This is a genomic window from Pseudoalteromonas sp. TB41 (assembly GCF_000497975.1).
Taxonomy (GTDB): domain Bacteria; phylum Pseudomonadota; class Gammaproteobacteria; order Enterobacterales; family Alteromonadaceae; genus Pseudoalteromonas; species Pseudoalteromonas tetraodonis.
The window spans coordinates 47,512-63,846 of record NZ_AUTH01000094.1 but is presented as its reverse complement, the minus strand read 5'-3'; the positions used below and the strand labels follow the sequence as shown (position 1 = coordinate 63,846).

17 protein-coding genes are annotated in these 16,335 nt (G+C 40.8%); 9 read left to right on the top strand and 8 right to left on the bottom strand.

The window, feature by feature from the left end; all coding sequences use genetic code 11:
• Nucleotides 1-315: 315 nt before the first annotated feature.
• Genes L641_RS0116100 through L641_RS0116075 form a run of 6 tightly spaced genes read left to right on the top strand, consistent with a single transcriptional unit; the run spans nt 316 to nt 8,415 of the window.
• A complete protein-coding gene (locus L641_RS0116100; RefSeq protein WP_024602456.1) occupies nt 316-1,854 on the top strand; it encodes an aspartate aminotransferase family protein in 1,539 nt (512 codons plus the stop codon).
• Complete coding sequence (locus L641_RS0116095; RefSeq protein ID WP_024602455.1) at nt 1,854-3,173, top strand: SidA/IucD/PvdA family monooxygenase; 1,320 nt, start codon at nt 1,854-1,856, stop codon at nt 3,171-3,173. The genes L641_RS0116100 and L641_RS0116095 overlap by 1 nt, the downstream gene beginning before the upstream one ends.
• The gene (locus L641_RS0116090) at nt 3,170-4,348 is read left to right on the top strand and encodes an MFS transporter (RefSeq protein ID WP_024602454.1); all 1,179 of its coding nucleotides are present in this window, start codon (nt 3,170-3,172) and stop codon (nt 4,346-4,348) included. The genes L641_RS0116095 and L641_RS0116090 overlap by 4 nt, the downstream gene beginning before the upstream one ends.
• Nucleotides 4,349-4,372: 24 nt before the next feature.
• On the top strand, nt 4,373-6,721 hold the full coding sequence (locus L641_RS0116085; protein ID WP_024602453.1) for a GNAT family N-acetyltransferase: 2,349 nt from the start codon (nt 4,373-4,375) through the stop codon (nt 6,719-6,721).
• Nucleotides 6,714-7,352 carry a hypothetical protein gene (locus L641_RS0116080; protein WP_024602452.1) on the top strand — a complete coding sequence of 213 codons (639 nt, stop codon included), beginning with the start codon at nt 6,714-6,716 and terminating at the stop codon, nt 7,350-7,352. Before L641_RS0116085 ends, L641_RS0116080 begins: the two co-directional genes overlap by 8 nt.
• Nucleotides 7,336-8,415 (top strand): heparan-alpha-glucosaminide N-acetyltransferase domain-containing protein, encoded by a 1,080-nt coding sequence (locus L641_RS0116075; RefSeq protein WP_024602451.1) that lies wholly within the window; start codon nt 7,336-7,338, stop codon nt 8,413-8,415. Before L641_RS0116080 ends, L641_RS0116075 begins: the two co-directional genes overlap by 17 nt.
• 37 nt (nt 8,416-8,452) lie before the next feature.
• Here the strand turns inward: L641_RS0116075 and L641_RS0116070 are convergent, their stop codons facing one another.
• Nucleotides 8,453-9,319: a LysR family transcriptional regulator gene (locus L641_RS0116070; RefSeq protein ID WP_024602450.1), complete on the bottom strand. Its 867-nt coding sequence runs from the start codon at nt 9,317-9,319 to the stop codon at nt 8,453-8,455.
• A 104-nt stretch (nt 9,320-9,423) separates the two neighbouring features.
• Between L641_RS0116070 and L641_RS0116065 the strand changes: the two genes are divergently transcribed.
• Nucleotides 9,424-9,924 carry a lactoylglutathione lyase family protein gene (locus L641_RS0116065; RefSeq protein ID WP_008130525.1) on the top strand — a complete coding sequence of 167 codons (501 nt, stop codon included), beginning with the start codon at nt 9,424-9,426 and terminating at the stop codon, nt 9,922-9,924.
• 155 nt (nt 9,925-10,079) lie between these two features.
• Nucleotides 10,080-10,523 carry a GNAT family N-acetyltransferase gene (locus L641_RS0116060; RefSeq protein WP_024602449.1) on the top strand — a complete coding sequence of 148 codons (444 nt, stop codon included), beginning with the start codon at nt 10,080-10,082 and terminating at the stop codon, nt 10,521-10,523.
• A gap of 38 nt (nt 10,524-10,561) precedes the next feature.
• On the opposite strand, the gene L641_RS0116055 is transcribed toward L641_RS0116060, so the two are convergent.
• On the bottom strand, nt 10,562-10,981 hold the full coding sequence (locus tag L641_RS0116055) for a hypothetical protein (RefSeq protein ID WP_010388755.1): 420 nt from the start codon (nt 10,979-10,981) through the stop codon (nt 10,562-10,564).
• Nucleotides 10,982-11,134: 153 nt separating this feature from the next.
• Between L641_RS0116055 and L641_RS0116050 the strand changes: the two genes are divergently transcribed.
• Entirely contained in the window at nt 11,135-12,067 is a 933-nt protein-coding gene (locus tag L641_RS0116050) for a ChaN family lipoprotein (protein ID WP_024602448.1), read from the top strand.
• Nucleotides 12,068-12,106: 39 nt separating this feature from the next.
• On the opposite strand, the gene L641_RS22410 is transcribed toward L641_RS0116050, so the two are convergent.
• The 6 genes from L641_RS22410 to L641_RS0116020 form a co-directional block, all read right to left on the bottom strand.
• Nucleotides 12,107-12,328: a plastocyanin/azurin family copper-binding protein gene (locus L641_RS22410; RefSeq protein ID WP_051385875.1), complete on the bottom strand. Its 222-nt coding sequence runs from the start codon at nt 12,326-12,328 to the stop codon at nt 12,107-12,109.
• Nucleotides 12,329-12,647: 319 nt separating this feature from the next.
• Nucleotides 12,648-12,821 carry a hypothetical protein gene (locus L641_RS22405; RefSeq protein WP_235190268.1) on the bottom strand — a complete coding sequence of 58 codons (174 nt, stop codon included), beginning with the start codon at nt 12,819-12,821 and terminating at the stop codon, nt 12,648-12,650.
• A complete protein-coding gene (locus L641_RS0116035) occupies nt 12,818-13,561 on the bottom strand; it encodes a DUF2470 domain-containing protein (protein ID WP_024602447.1) in 744 nt (247 codons plus the stop codon). Before L641_RS0116035 ends, L641_RS22405 begins: the two co-directional genes overlap by 4 nt.
• Nucleotides 13,558-14,346, bottom strand: coding sequence for a heme ABC transporter ATP-binding protein (locus L641_RS0116030; RefSeq protein ID WP_029750413.1), 789 nt, complete (start codon nt 14,344-14,346; stop codon nt 13,558-13,560). Before L641_RS0116030 ends, L641_RS0116035 begins: the two co-directional genes overlap by 4 nt.
• Complete coding sequence (locus L641_RS0116025) at nt 14,343-15,395, bottom strand: iron ABC transporter permease (RefSeq protein ID WP_024602445.1); 1,053 nt, start codon at nt 15,393-15,395, stop codon at nt 14,343-14,345. The genes L641_RS0116030 and L641_RS0116025 overlap by 4 nt, the downstream gene beginning before the upstream one ends.
• Complete coding sequence (locus tag L641_RS0116020) at nt 15,392-16,201, bottom strand: ABC transporter substrate-binding protein (RefSeq protein WP_024602444.1); 810 nt, start codon at nt 16,199-16,201, stop codon at nt 15,392-15,394. The genes L641_RS0116025 and L641_RS0116020 overlap by 4 nt, the downstream gene beginning before the upstream one ends.
• Nucleotides 16,202-16,335: the final 134 nt, after the last annotated feature.

Sequence of the window (16,335 nt, the reverse complement as noted above, 5' to 3'; positions counted from 1 at the left end):
TATTAAATATTTCATAAACAGTGATTATTGAGCTCAATTGCGTGTTTATTGCTCATGTTTAAATAGGTGCCAATCGCTAAACGTGGCTTTGCTACCGCTAAAATAATTGCTCAATTCCCCCTTTTTTAACTTTATTTTTGCATGTAATGCTTGTCGTTTAATAATATGGCTTATCGATTTTTGTTAAAAATATACGACAAGCTTATTAGCTCTAATTTAAAAAAAGTTGTTATCTAATCTTTTTTCATTATTGTAAATAGAAATCATTATCATTAAGATCCTTGCACCTAAAAAGTGTACTCAAGGAATGTTGATGTGTCTCAATCTCACGTGTTAAATATTAATACCATTGAAAAACAGGCTGTATTTGAACAAAGCGGCCTGCCCCCACAATTCAATTTAGAGCAGTTCATTAATTATCAAATAGCGTCTTTGCAAGGGTTGTCGGCGGTACAGCAAGCGATGGCTAAAGCCCAAAAGCCATTTTCAGGTGTGTCGGTAAATGCGTTAGCAAAAGTAGTAAACGATGTTGATTTATCAAAGCCTTTGGCTGACTTTCCGGCGGTGCTTGAAGAGCTAAAAGGCGTGTATTTAGATCATGCCGTGTATTTTCATCATCCTCGCTACATGGCGCATTTAAACTGCCCTGTAACCTATCCTGCTGTGGTGGCCGAACACATTATTGCTGCTATTAATACCTCGGTAGATACGTGGGATCAAAGTGCAGGTGCGACCTTAATTGAGCAAAAGCTGATTGATTGGACATGCCAAAAAGCAGCATTGCCAAGCACTGCCGATGGAGTATTTACTAGTGGCGGCACACAATCAAACTTAATGGCAATGTTGGTTGCTCGTGAAGTAGCAGTAAGCCGATATGCGCCAGAGCATCAGGTGAAACTTCAGGGCTTACCAGCTGTTGCCTCGCGCTTTAAAATTTACTGCTCTGAGGTGGCGCACTTTAGTATTCAAAAAGCAGCGGCGTTACTGGGCTTAGGTTACAACGCTGTGGTGCCGGTGGCTACAAACAGCGAAATGCAAATGGATATGCAGGCACTTAAAACCGCCATAGCAACAAGCAAAGCGCAAGGTGATTTACCCATTGCAGTGGTTATTACCGCAGGCACAACCGATTTTGGCTCCATCGATCCAATCCATAATATTGCCATGCTAGCTAAAGAAGAGCAGCTATGGTGCCACGTAGATTGCGCTTATGGTGGCGGTTTGTTGGTGAGCGAGCACCACCGCAATGCGCTTAATGGCATTGAGTTGGTTGATTCAATAACGATTGATTATCACAAATCATTTATGCAACCGGTTAGTTGTAGTGCCTTTTTATTAAGCGATAAACGCCATTTTAGCCACATTACTTTATATGCCGATTATTTAAACCCATTAGCAGAGGCCGGTAATGGCACGCCTAATTTGGTTGATAAAAGCCTACAAACCACTCGCCGTTTTGATGCCTTAAAGTTATGGCTAACACTGCGCACCACTGGAGAAGCGCCGCTGGGTCGCGCGTTCGATAAAGTTATTGGTCTTGCGCGCCAAACGCATATTGTACTTAACGACCATCCCGACTTTGAAGTAGTTAACTACCCTGAGCTTAGTGCCTTAGTATTTAGATTTGCCCCTGATGATTTAAAACATGACCTTGATTTACTCGACTCTTTAAACCTGCATGTACGACAAACGTTTTTACAAACCGGTGAAGCCATGATTGCCCGTACAAAAATAAATGGTCGTCATTATCTTAAATTTACATTGCTTAATGCGCAGTGCCAATTAACAGATGTACGCGCTGTTATTGAACAAATTAGCCACATTGCATGGCAAACTTATAGGGAAATTGCATAATGGATAATCAACCTTACGATTTTATAGCTATTGGCCTTGGCCCATTTAACTTATCTTTAGCGTGTTTAAGTGAACCGCTCGAAGATGTAAAAAGTCTGTTTTTAGAGCAGCGCAGTGAATTTGATTGGCACCCAGGAATGATGCTTGAGGGCGTTACATTACAAACTCCGTTTATGTCGGATTTAGTAACCATGGCAGATCCAACCAGCCAGTATAGCTTTTTAAATTATGCCAAATTAAATAATCGTTTATACCCGTTTTATATTCGCGAAAGCTTTTTTTTATTGCGCCGTGAATACAACTTATATTGCCAATGGGTTTGCTCGCAGCTTTCAAATGTTAACTTTGAACAAACAGTCACTCAAGTTGAGTTTTGCCCGCAAAGTGAGTGTTATACCGTTAGCTGTAACACCCCTAATGGCATACAACATTATGTGACTCGCCATATTGTTTTGGGCACAGGGCCTGCACCGTATATTCCTGATTGCGCTGTGCAAAGTAACTCAAATAACGTAATGCACAGTAGCGATTTTTGTCATCGGCTTGATGAATTAAAAGCGGCTAAACGAGTTACTGTGGTGGGGGCTGGACAAAGTGCAGCAGAAATTTACCACACCTTATTGCAACAAGCAGTACCGCAAGGCTTGCAGCTTGATTGGATAGCACGCTCACCGCGCTATTTTCCGCTTGAGTATACTAAACTCACCCTTGAAATGACCTCTCCTGAGTATGTAGATTACTTTTATAATTTAAAAACTGAGCAGCGAGATTGGCTCAATCAAAACCAAAAAAATCTATTTAAGGGCATTAACGGCGATTTAATTAACGACATTTTCGACACCCTCTACGCACAAAGCCTTGATGGGCCAATTTCCACTACATTTAAAACTAACAGCAAGCTAACAAGCACTCAAAAAGTAGGTAAGCGTTTACTGACTGAGTTTTATCATCAGGAGCTTGAGCAGCCCTTTTCAATAGAAACCGACTTTTTAATTTGCGCCACGGGCTTTAAATATCAGCGCCCTGCTTTTTTAAATAATATTGCCCAGCAATTACCCCAAGATGAGCAAGGTCGTTATTTAGTAAGCCGTGAATATGCGGTAGATAGCGAACAAAAACGTATTTTTGTACAAAATGCCGAGCAGCATACTCATGGTTTTGTAACTCCAGATTTAGGTATGGCTTGCTACCGTAATAGTATTATTTTACGTGAAATTTTAGGTTATTCGCCTTATCAGGTTGAGCAAAAAATTGCTTTTCAAAACTTTGATTTAAGTGATGTCACCCTATCAACACAACAGCAGAGTAGCGCCGCATGAGTCTTCGTTTAGCGCTAATTTTGCTGACGGTTATTTCGGTGGTATGCGATACCTTGCTGCTACCGTTTTATCCGCAATTTTTTGCTAGTGAATTTGCTATTAGTAACGCCACCCTAATCGGCCTCTTTGTGGCTAACTCATGTATTACTGTAATGCTGGCTTTACCGCTATGGGCTAAAGTCGCTAAAAAATACAATGAGTTGGCTTTGTGGTTAGTAACCCAGGTGGTAGCCGCTGGTTTTGGCGTGCTTTGTTATTTTGCAACAACGGCGTGGGAGTTTTGGTTTTACTACCAGCTCATGCTGGTACTAAAAGCAAGTTACCTACTTATTTACCCATTTGCACTGCGATTAGAACAACAAACTAAGCATTTATCTATTATTGGTCTGTTTTCTGTATTGATGCATTTTGGTGCGATTGGTGGCGCTTTAATTGGTGGTTATTTCTTTAGTTTAGCAGAGCCACGCTACGCGTTATTACTCAGTAGTGCCGGTGACCTAGTTCAGGTTTTATTATGCGCCTACTTAATGTATTCATTAAAAACAGGTATTTATCAGCAAGTAATAGCGACTGAAAAACCGCGAGAACGTATTCCCTATTTTATTTGGCAATTTTGCTTTTTAAGTGTGGTGGTTTATTTTAGCGCGTTTTTAATTCGCCCCTTCTTTACTACTCATTGGCAAGCATTAAACGCACAAAGCAGCACGTTGCAAAGCGCTGTTGTATACGCCATTCCTGCCTTTGCCGCGCTTGTTATGCTGGTTTTTAACCATTTCAGGCAGCATCTACCACTGCCAACATTAAGCCGCACTAGCACTTTGTTATGTGCACTTATTTTGGGGGCACTTGGGCTTTATTTACAAGCGCAGGAGTCGGTGGGGGTAGTGATTTTATCACGTGTTTTATATGGTTTTGCGCTATTTCAAGTGATGGTACTACTAGAGGTAATGCTATTTGCTAAAAGTGAGCCTGCACATTACGGCAGCGACTTTGCCAAAGTGCACATTGCTCAAAATATAGGGGTTATTTTAGCATCGTTACTAGTGGGTATGAGCGTAGAGCATCTTTCAACAACGGTTGTGTTTTACTTTGCTGCCATTGGCTTTGCAAGCCTTGCCTTTATTTTGCTTTGGCGGGTTAAGGCTGTTGCTCGAACTGCGCGTTCAGCGTCTTAGTTTTTAAGATTTTTTGGAGTTTTTATGTATTTTTCATCTTTTGTAACCACCCTACAGCATACCGGCAAAGTGACTATGCGGTTATTACAACAAACAGATATGCCAACAGTTTGCTATTGGCTTAAGCAACCGTATGCACTTTTTTGGGGTATGCAGCAGCAAACCGAGCAACAAATAACTAAAGCGTATCAAGATATTATTGATACGCCTCATCATCAGGCATACGTGATCGAGCAAAATAATAACCTATTGGCTTTAGTTGAGCTTTATAGCCCTGAGCACGAAAGCTTAATGAAAGCGGCGTACGAGGTTGAACCTAATGATGTGGGTATGCATATTTTATTAGCGCCTAACACGGCACCTAAGCGCCATTTTAGTTTTGAAATGATGCAGTGCGTGCTGCAAAGTATTTTTGCTCAAAACAGTGCCGCCCGTGTTGTGGTTGAGCCCGACATTGCTAATAGTAAAATTCATACGTTAAATAAACGTTTGGGGTTTGTGCATACCCAGCAAGTTCAACTGGGCGAAAAAGCCGCTTATTTAGGCTTTTGTAATAAAGCAGCCTTTGATAGGCACAGCCAACTATTTACTGATTCGTTAGCGCCTTTGCAAACTGATTACGTGATACAGCCACATTGGCAATGGGCAAATCGGCATTTACAAGCTAAAGCACTCACCGAGCTAGTGCACGAGCGTTTATTGGCCGCAGAGACAACAAAGCGAGGCTTTAAAGTGAATGTTGAAGGCGGTTACTTTATTTTTAATGGCCGTGCTATGGCACTAAACCACATTGATATAGACGAGCCAAGCTTATGCTTTTACAATCTTAACGAAGAGCTGCAACCACTAGATGTGTTGCACTTTTTTAGTATGCAAGGGCCTGCGCTAGGTTTAACGGGTAAGCGCCTTGCCACCTACCTTGAAGAGCTAAATGCTACTTTAGCCAGTGCGTGCTTTAAACGTGAAAATAACACGTTAACAGCGGCGCAGTTAGCTAATTTAGGGCTGCAAAAAATAGAAGCCGCAATGAGTGAAGGGCATCCTGCCTTTGTTGCTAATAATGGCCGCATTGGTTTTAGTAAAGCTGACTTTTTACGTTATGCGCCAGAAGTAGGCAAACCGTTTAAAGTACTGTGGTTAGCAGCGCATAAAGCGGTATGCGACTTTGCCCATAGTGAATACTTTGCCGATTACCCAAGCCATATAAGTGATGAGCTAGATTTAACCACCCGAGATGCGTTTAACAAAGCGCTAAAAGCTCAAAACCTAAACCCCGGTGATTACTTACTCATTCCTGCTCACCCTTGGCAGTACCAACATAAATTGAGTGTGGTATTTGCAAATGAGTTGGCAAATCAGCGATTAGTGTATTTAGGTGAAGGTGACGATTTATATCAAGCGCAACAATCAATTCGGACCTTATATAATTGCTCGCACCCGCATAAGCCGTATTTAAAAGTGGCGTTGTCGATTTTAAATATGGGATTTATGCGTGGCCTATCGCGTGCTTACATGGCGGTGACTCCTGCCATTAACGATTGGGTATTTGAAAAGGTTAGCCAAGATCAACAACTCGCAGGCGCTAATTTTACAGCGCTTAGAGAATACGCCACCTTAGGTTATGCCCATCATACGTTTGAGCAACACGCCCTTGGGGATACACCCTATCGTAAAATGTTTGCCTGCTTATGGCGAGAAAACCCAAACCATAATTTAAATAGTGATGAACAACTGACCACTATGGCAGCGTTATTACACTTAGATAATAATGGCCAAAGTTTAGTGGGCGAATGGATAGCGCAAAGTGGTTTGAGCACGCAGCAGTGGTTACATGAGTACTTTAATGCCTATTTAATTCCGCTAGTACATTGCTTTTACGCGCATAAATTAGTGTTTATGCCCCACGGTGAAAACCTCATTTTAAAGCTTAAAAATTCGGTGCCAGTGGGCGCATATATGAAAGACATAGGTGAAGAGGTTGCCTTACTTAATAGCACTGAAGTATTGCCTGCAGGGGTTGAACGTATTCATGTTTCTATGCCTAAAGAGCTTGAGCTGTTAAGTATATTTACCGATGTATTTGACTGCTTCTTTAGATACTTAGTGGCAATTTTAGTGCGAGAAGAGCGTATTACAGAGCATGACTTTTGGCAGTGTGTTACGCAAAGTGTTAAAGCATATCAACATGCTAACCCTGCTTTAAATGAGCGATTTAAAGAGTATGACTTTTTTAGTGATGAGTTTGCTCACTCTTGTTTAAACCGCTTACAGCTGGGTAATAATGAGCAAATGGTTGATTTAACGGATCCGGCAGGTAGTTTGCAGTTTGCTGGTAACTTAAACAACCCCGTATCGGCAAAGCTGTATGGCTAAACCGATTACCCTTGCGCAGTTTTTATATTGCCATCAACCCGTACAACGAACTTTTAAACCGAGCTTATTATTAGTGCGCGCTTTAACAGTTCGTTGTAAGGCGCAGTACCCGACTGCGCCTAAGCAATTTATTAGTCGGCATTTGTATTTGCAGCTTTGTTGGCAAGCTATTTACGCTTATTGCTATTGGTTTGCTTGCAAGCAAAGTACGGCTGACCCCATTAACATGCCGTTAGCGGTAAATGGCGCTTATTGTCGTGGGTTTAACCTGAATAATGGCGTGTTAGTAAGTAAAGCTGAGCAAACCAAAGCGTTTACTCATTTTATAAGCCAAGTTGGTGAATGGGTAAATACCGACTACGCGCTGGGTAAAAAAGAACAAGCACGGTTATTACTCGATTCGTTAAGTAGTGCTATTGAGCGAGCTCATAGCTTAGCCCTTGCAACCACTTTACATATCAATAATTGCCATCGTCAGCTGCATACCCTTATTTGTGAGCACTTTAGCCTTGATGCGCCATTTACTGAAAACCCCCAGCGTTTAACCTGTTGCCGCTATTATTTAGCCGGTTATAGCAAATGCCAAACCTGCCCTAAAAAGGATATTAAAACCAATGAACCAACGTCTTAAAACGATTGATCTTGCGCGTGGTGCGAGCGTTTTCATTATGATTATTGTGCATACCTTATGGATGTATGCCACCACAGCGCTTCAAAGTGAAAGCGCATTTGGTACGGTTGTACATATACTTGGCAAAGGCACCGCCTCGTTTTTGGTGGCAATGGGGCTATCTATGGCGCTTTCGCGCAGGCAAACACCCTTGCTATTAATTAAGCGTGGTTTACAGCTTTTACTGCTTGCCTATTTAATGAATGCGGCCAAGTTTTGGCTACCTATTGAAGTATTTAATACCATGCCCGAGGCGTTTATAAATGCTTATGGCTGGCAAAGTCCGCTCAGTGCTGGGCAGTTACAATTTATGGTGTTAACAGGTGATATTTTACAACTGGCTGGAGTTAGCTTATTGCTGTTTGGTGTGCTTAATATTGCCCGTTGGAAAACAATATGGATTGCGGTTTTAGCCATTGCAATTGCAGTTATGAGCCAGTTTGTGAGGGGGCAACAATTTACGCTTTCACCTTATATTAGCGATTTGTTTTTTGCTAATAACTATCAAGTGTATTTTCCGGCATTTCCTTGGATAAGTGCGATATTAACGGGGTATGTACTTGGTCGTTTATACCTTAGTAATCAACAAAATGCCGATTACTTATATAAAGTATGTGCACAACTTGGTGCTGCTTTACTTGTTATTGGCGGCATATGGTTAGCCATTGATTTTAAAGGACAGTTTGGCAACTTTTTCCATTTAAATGGCGGCGGTATTAGCTATTTAGTTGGCTTAAATTTATGTGCCCTAGCGGCTATACAGTATATTTTTGCTGATAAATATAATGGTCCTATTACACGTGCTCTTTTATATGCCAGTAAAAATGTAACCGCGCTATATGTTATTCAATGGGTACTTATTTGCTGGTTTATGGGGGCGCTTGGTTATCATACCCTTAGCCTTTGGCCGACTCTTTGTATGATGGTACTAATGACTTTACTGACTTTTGCTGTGCATAAGGTTTATTTAAAAAGCAAACAGAGCTTCACAGACATTACGCAAAAAACTAAACGTACAGCTTAAGCTGTAAAGGGGCTTTACGGGCGCTGATTTGGGTGCCCTAGCCTGCTTTTATTGCGTTAATAACGCTATGCATACGCTTTGCTAATGGTCTATTTCGGTGATGACACACATAAATATTTTCGCTAATTGGTTTGGTTAAATGATGCGTTTTAATAAGCGCAGGTTTATTAAAAGCACTTACTGCGTGTGCTGGTAAAACCGTAAAACCCAGCCCTAAACTTACCGGCTCCAGTATTAAACTTATTTGGTTAGAAAACCCCGTTTGCTTAATTTGATCAACATGTTCAAATTCTGGGAAATTTTCACTTAATAAAAGCTGTGCATGATGTTTTGCATCGGGGTGGCTAATAAAACCTAGTTGATTTAATGCGCTCCATGTTGGGTTTTCTATATGTGCGGGCGTTACTAATAATAGGCATTCTTTACCAATTTTGTGGCTGGTAACTTCACTAAGGGTAGGCGCTTGAGTTAAAAAGCCAATATCGGCACTATGATTGGCCACTGCTTGTTCAACACTGGTATTTGGAGCAAAGCGGTAATCTATAATTAGCTCCTTGTACTCTACTTGCAATGCTAATAGTTGATTGTAAAACTTTAGCCCGCAACTGCCTGGCGACTGTATTTTAACTAAACCGCTGTAAGGTGAATCATCTTTTAATTGCTGCTCTAAAAACTGCCATTCTTTGAGTAACTGACTACCCTGCTGATATAAATTTTGACCCTGAATAGTAAGCGTAAATTGTTTACCGTGACGCTCAAGCAAGGCGCAATCTAGTTGCTGCTCTAACTTTTTTATATGTTGGCTTACGCCTGACTGGGTCATATAAAGGCGCTCGGCGGTTTGGGTAAAATGATTTACATCAACTAAAGTACAAAACGTGTTTAACCATGTCGGATTTATCATTACAAAATATACTCAAAATGATGATTAATGATAATTTTACTTAATGTTGGTCAATTCGTAAACTAACTCCATCAACTAAACATAGTTAAGTAGGAGTATTTATTATGAGTCATACATATCCACGTAGTTTTTCGCACATTGGTATTTCAGTTCCCGATGTTGAAAAAGCCGTAGAGTTTTACACTAAGGTGATGGGCTGGTACACCATAATGGAGCCTACCGTGATCACTGAAGACAACAGCCCAATTGGCGAAATGTGTACCGATGTATTTGGTCCAAATTGGGAAAAATTCAAAATAGCGCATCTTTCAACAGGCGACCGAATTGGTGTAGAAATTTTTGAATTTAAAGACCAAGAAAACCCTAAAGACAACTTTGAATACTGGAAAACCGGTATCTTCCATTTCTGTGTACAAGACCCAGATGTAGAAGGCTTAGCAGATCGCATTGTTGCCGCAGGTGGTAAAAAACGTATGCCAGAGCCACGTTACTACTACCCTGGTGAAAAGCCGTACCGCATGATCTACATGGAAGACCCGTTTGGTAACATCCTTGAGATTTACAGCCACAGTTACGAGCTTATATATAGCGCAGGCGCATACTAAAAGCACATAGCTTAAAGTATTTAGTAAAAACAAAGCCGCAGTATTTATTACTGTGGTTTTGTGCCTAAAAAGAATACATTGCCTAGATATGTTAGTGCTGATAACGTGATAAAACAAAACTACTTATAACTCCATGTTTTAAATTAAGGACAATAATGAACATTTCATTGGAAGATATCACTTCTGCTAATTACGAAGAGGTATGCGATTTAGACGTTACCAAAGCGCAACAAGAATACGTAGCGTGTAATATGTGGTCGTTAGTTGAGGCGCACTACAATAGTGGACATACCTGTAAAGCTATTTACCAAAATAATAAGCCTGTAGGCTTTTTTATGTGGGTGCAAGAAACCCCTACAAAAGTTTCTATTTGGCGTTTTATGGTAGATGAACATCATCAAAATAAAGGTATTGGCCGCCAAGCATTATTAATGGCAATTGCAGAGATTAAAACGACTTCTAAGCTTGAACAAATCGAGATTTGTTATAACCCGCAAAACCCTGTTGCTAAGGATTTTTATTCTAGTTTTGGGTTTGAAGAAGTTGGCCTAGATGAAGACGAAGAAGATATGTTAGCCATTATTAATATAAAAAGTTAACCCAATTTTGTTTAGCGCGTTGCTTATTGCCATAAAGATTAGTGCTTAGTAAGGTGTGGAGGATGTTGCAGTGCTAATTTTTTTAGCTGTGTAATGCATGAAAGCGCTAAGTCATGATATTCATCATCGCTATACAATATCTCGTTTAGCAGATTAATAGATTGTATGAGTGCATTGTGCGCAGCACTTTGTTCGTCTAAAAAGTGAAGTGTGGAATAAAGGCGCTCTGTAAGTGAGGTAATTTGTATGATTTGCTGTTTATTCGCACAGTTATACATTTGAGCTAATAAGGACGCACTTTCAAGTGCACACCCCAAATACGGCAATGCTTGTGCAAATTGGTATCGTTTAAACAGCGCTTCGCCACTTAGCTGCGCATTTTGAATATCTATAATTGCTTGCTCTGGTTGACATAAAACATGTTGTTTGTGTCGAGCACATAAAAAAGGTAAGGCCATGGGACGTTCCATATCTGTATATTTTTTAAGACTGTAAAACAGAAATCTTAAAAAATCAAATGATAATTGTTTTTATTTGCATTTATAGGTTTAAAGCAGTTTGTTGTGTATACTAACTTCATTGTTTTGATTCTTATTTTTATAAAAACCGATATGAAAAACCCATTTTTAGCACTTGTTTTACTCAGTGGATTATCAGGCTGCAGTACAAACACAGTATCAATATCTCAAAATTCATCCTTGTATAATTACGGGCTTTATAATGCAAATGGCCAGCGAGTTAATTCAATATTGTCAGAGTCCACGCTTTTGAATGCCGATGTTGTTTTAGTCGGTGAATGGCATACACACCCCGGTGTGCACTTATTTCAGGCTCAGCTATTTCAGCAATTAAGCACACAAAATAAGCCTATTGCCTTATCGCTTGAGCAATTTAGTCGCGCTGATCAGCAAACACTAAACCTTTATCTTGAGAGTAAAATAGGTGAACAATACCTAATTGATAATACTAAGGCTTGGCCTAATTATAAGAGCGATTATCGTGCGTTAGTGGAATTGGCGAAGATACAAAATAGCGATGTAATAGCTGCAAATGCGCCTAAGCATATTGTTACCTGTATTGGTCGCCAAGGTATTAATTATATTAATAAACTCGACCCACAACAGCGTAGTTTTATTGCAAAAGAGATAGATACTTCTCCAAGCCTTTATAAAGAACGCTTTATGCAATCCATGCATCATGGAACGGCGAGTAAAAACGAAAAACTTTACGCCGCGCAAGTTACTTGGGACGAAACCATGGCTGAGTCTATCGTTAACTATATTAGTCAAAATAAGGGCACGCAGGTTATACATTTAGCTGGTGACTTTCATGTGAGAAATGGTGAAGGCATAGCGCGGGTAATTAAGCGAGTTGCCCCAGAGCTTAATGTTGTATGGGTTTCGCCAGTATCAAAGGTACAATCTGAGCAAAGTGGTTATCAATTAGAAGTTAACGCTTTGCCTGCTCGCTATGTGCAAAAAGCACATCAACAAGCTGCATTTAAAGCTTTAGCCAAACGAGGGGAGAAAACACAGTGCCAATAATAGGTTGGCACTGTGTTTGTGTAATACACTTTTTAATATTTACTTAAGCGTAAATGTGCTTTTCATCATGGCGTAATGGCCAGGAAAAGAGCAAAAGAAAGTGTAATCGGTTCCGGCGGTTAAGCCGCTGGTTTTAAAAGTAACGTCGGTTGTTTTACCGCCGCCAATAATGTCTGTAGCACCAATCACACGACTATCATTAGGCTTTATGTAGTGGTTGCTAAGCCCTGCAGCGTTGCCATCTGTGATAATACCTTGCATGTTTTAATCGTAGATAGCACCCAGTTATGACCCATTACATTGGCAGGTAATTTACCGGTGTGGCAAGGGCGTGTTGATCTTTGATGGTTGAATTTGCAGCAGTGTGTTTGGTTTTTAGGCAAGACAGAGCCTATGAAGTGTGGTTATTCCACATAAATAGGCGATAACGCAGCATAAATACCAAACATGCGCTGTCCTTCGGGTTCTGCCTAGGGGCGATAAACTCATTGTTGCTCGATTTTTACTTAGCCCACCAGGTTACAAATCTCGCGCCGCGACTTAATCGCCCCTAGATTGAACAAATTCCAATCCGCAAAGTTCAACACGCCCTATGCTTTACGGTCACTTGCTTACAGCTTTTAGGGGCGCTTAGTGTTTTAGTTGAAAACTGCATCATATCGTTTGCATCTATATTTAGTGTGCATTCGTCTGCATATGCAGCATTGGTACTCAGTAGCAGTGTAGTGCTTAGTAAGGCTATTAATTTTTTCATACTGTCTGTGCTAGTTGGTTTGAGCTGTTTCGAGCTTTATTTGTTAAGGCTACAAGTGCTTTTCGCACGGCTAATGGGCTATCGCACTCGTTCGCAAAATTAATAAAGTAATTACGCTTGTGGCTTTGTATATAAAAGCCTGTGGGTAGTAGGCCGCTCATTATTGGGGTGTTATCGGCTACGTTATAGTGCTGCATTAATATCAGCGACATAGCATCTTGATGATCTTCATTCATATGAGTGATCATGCTTTGCTGCTGGCTTTCATCCCACTTTTTAGGCTGAGCTTGCCACTCGTTTTGCTCAAGCCAAAATATTTTTCCAAAACCGCCAATATAACGCACCCGTACTGCATCTAATTGCCAAAGCTGAAAATCATGCGCATTGCGATAGCTTGCAGCCTCAGGGTACAAAGCTATATATTTATCAAGTAGCACTTCGCTTTGCTCTTTTGCCACAATAGAGCCATCACCTACGAGTGTTACTCGCCCATGTTCGTTTTGATCGCCATAATCGGCGGCATCAAAAATAGTCAGACTCATGCGTGAGTCCTGTTTTAAATTTTTGGTATGCTGAGCTATGTCACTAATAAAAAAGTAGATGCGACCTTGTTCGTCACACATATAAGGTGTAACAGAGCCAAACGGATAGCCGCGTAAATTATTTGAAATGGTCGACATTACGCCGGCATGGGTTTTAAAAACGAGCGTACGTGCGTCGTTTAATGCTTGCTCTCTCATGAAAACTCCTGACGTTGAGAAAAAACCATGGGCGCATCGTTATAAGGATGAGGGTTAACGTGCAATTTCATGGCGTACATTTGTTGTAAGTTTTGTGCTGTTAAAACGGTATTTATAGACCCGCTTTGCAGCACTTTTTGGTTGTGTAATAAAATAGCGTTGGTTGCATAAAGGCTTGCTAAATTAAGATCGTGTATAGCAATAATGGCGCTGTTTCCTTGCTCTACAAAGGTTCTAACACAGCTAAGTAAAGTATGTTGATGACGCATATCTAGCGCTGATGTTGGCTCATCGAGCAACATTAATTTAGGCCCCGTTTGCGCAGTAAAAGCATCTAACTGTGCTAATGTGCGCGCCATATGAACACGCTGTTGTTCGCCGCCCGAAAGCGCACTCATTCGACGTGTTAGGTAATGGGTTAAATCCATAAGTGAGGCATATTTTTGAACTTTATTGGCTTGTGTTTTAAGAGACTCTGTATAGGGATAGCGACCCATAGCAATGAGTTCAACTACACTAAAATCAAAGCCAACATGGTTACTTTGCATCATTACAGCGCGCTTGCTAGCTAATTGCTCTTTAGAAAATGAATGCAAAGGTTTGGTATTAAATAGTATATCTCCCTCAAAGGGATGCATGCCTGCCAAAGTATGCAGTAAGGTCGATTTACCTGCGCCATTTTCGCCTATCAGTGCGACAAGTTGTCCTGCTTGGATATTGCCGCTAATACCCTCTAAAACACGATGGGTGTTAAAGCCTATATTGAGGTTGTTAAACGTGATCATGACCAATCTCGCTTATTTTTAATGATCAAATATATAAATAGTGGAGCCCCAAGTAACGCCGTTATAATGCCTATCGGCAGCTCCGCAGGCATAACAACCAAGCGTGCTAACCAATCTGAAAGTAGCAACACTATGACACCTAAAAGCATACAAAGTGGCAGCATATTTCGTAAATGAGGCCCAACCATTAGGCGTGCAATATGAGGGACAACTAAACCAACAAAGCCAATTAAACCTGTTAGCGCAACCACCGCACCTACGCCCAATGCCACTAATATAATGACGTATAATTTAAGCTTGCTGGTATCGACTCCTAAGTATTGAGCTTGTGATTCACCGATAAGAAGTAGATTCATTGGCTCTTTTAATCGCCATAGCCCGATAAGGCTCAGTAAAAGCAAAGGACTCGCCTGTTTTATATTATCCCAGCTCGCACCGCCTAATGAGCCCATGGTCCAATAGTTAATTAACCGCAGTGCGCTGTCATCGGCATAAAAACTTAATAATCCAATAACAGCGAATGCCAATGCATTAATGGCGACACCGACTAATATAAGCGTATTTATATTAATTTGTTTTTGTTGTTTTGAGACTAAATATACCAGCGACGTTACTGAGAGTGCGCCCAAAAATGAGGCATAAGGTAAGTAGTGTTGGGCGTTAAAATTAAATTGTGCACTAAGGGCGATAAAAGCAACCGCGACCATTGCAGCGCCTGCGCTTATACCAATAATAGAGGGATCAGCAAGCGGGTTACGACATAGCGCTTGGGTTGCAGCCCCTGTTTGTGCAAGTACTAAACCTACCATCACTGCAAGGACAAAACGAGGCAGGCGTATTTGTGTAACCACATTGATTTGTAGCGCATCAAATTGACTAAAATGTTCAGGAGCTAGCCATGCAATAGCTAAACGCCAATCCCATCCTGCGGCTCCATAGCCTATGCTAAGTAATGCTAAAGCAAAAATGCAGCCATAACTTAATAGCATCCACTTATGCGGGTTACTCAGTGTTATGGCGTTAAAACGATTCAAAGTTAACGTGCTCATAAGCGTGTTTTATACTCATGCAATGCTTGAATCGCAGTTGCAATACGCGGCGACATGCCCAGTGAAAGTAAGCTGTCCATGACCAGTAACTGACACTCTTGCGCTGCTTTTAATAAACGAAGTGTAGGTTGTTTACAAAAGGCTTGTTTCCCACCAAGGCTTTGCACAACATGCGCTGGCGCCACTAAAAAATCGGGCTGACTTACAGCCAGTACTTCACTGTTAATTGCTTTAAAGCCTGTATGCGTAGCAGCTATATTGGTAATGCCCGCATAATTAAACAGCAAGTTGGGCACCGTTTCTTGTCCTGCTGCGACGAGCCCACGCTCATTAGCTGAAAGTAAAAACAAAGCGTTGTGAGTCTGTGTTTTTGCTTTAGTAGGTAACGATTTTTTTATTTTAGTAATTAGGTTTTGAGCTTTTAGGTTTGCATCTAAATCACTACCAAGGCGCTTAATTAGCTCAAGTAGTTCATTTACAGAAGTCGGTTTTTTATAGTGAATAACCTTCACTCCGGTCGCTTCTATTTGCTTGAGCGCCTGCTCTCTTCCTGCACCTTCAAGTGCAAGTAACGTAGTTGGGCGCATTGAAAGCACTCCCTCAGCGGCTAGGTCTCGATAGTAACCTACCTGTGGCAACTGTGTTGCTTGTTGCGGATACATACTTGATTGGTCAACCGCGACTAAACTATTTTGTTTTTCTAGTGCGTAGATTATTTCAGTTAATGTGCCGCCAGCACTGATCACACGCTCTTTCGCGAGTGCTGATTGAGTGGCTAAAGCCAGAAAAAAAATTAGGTACTTCATAACAAACTCCGATTTTATTTTTTAGTATTATAACTACTTTAATCTAAATGAAAATGATTATCATAATCAATTGATCTTATTTCGGGTTGGTTGTACCATTTGAAAGTAAATAATAACTATTATCATTTGGAGTG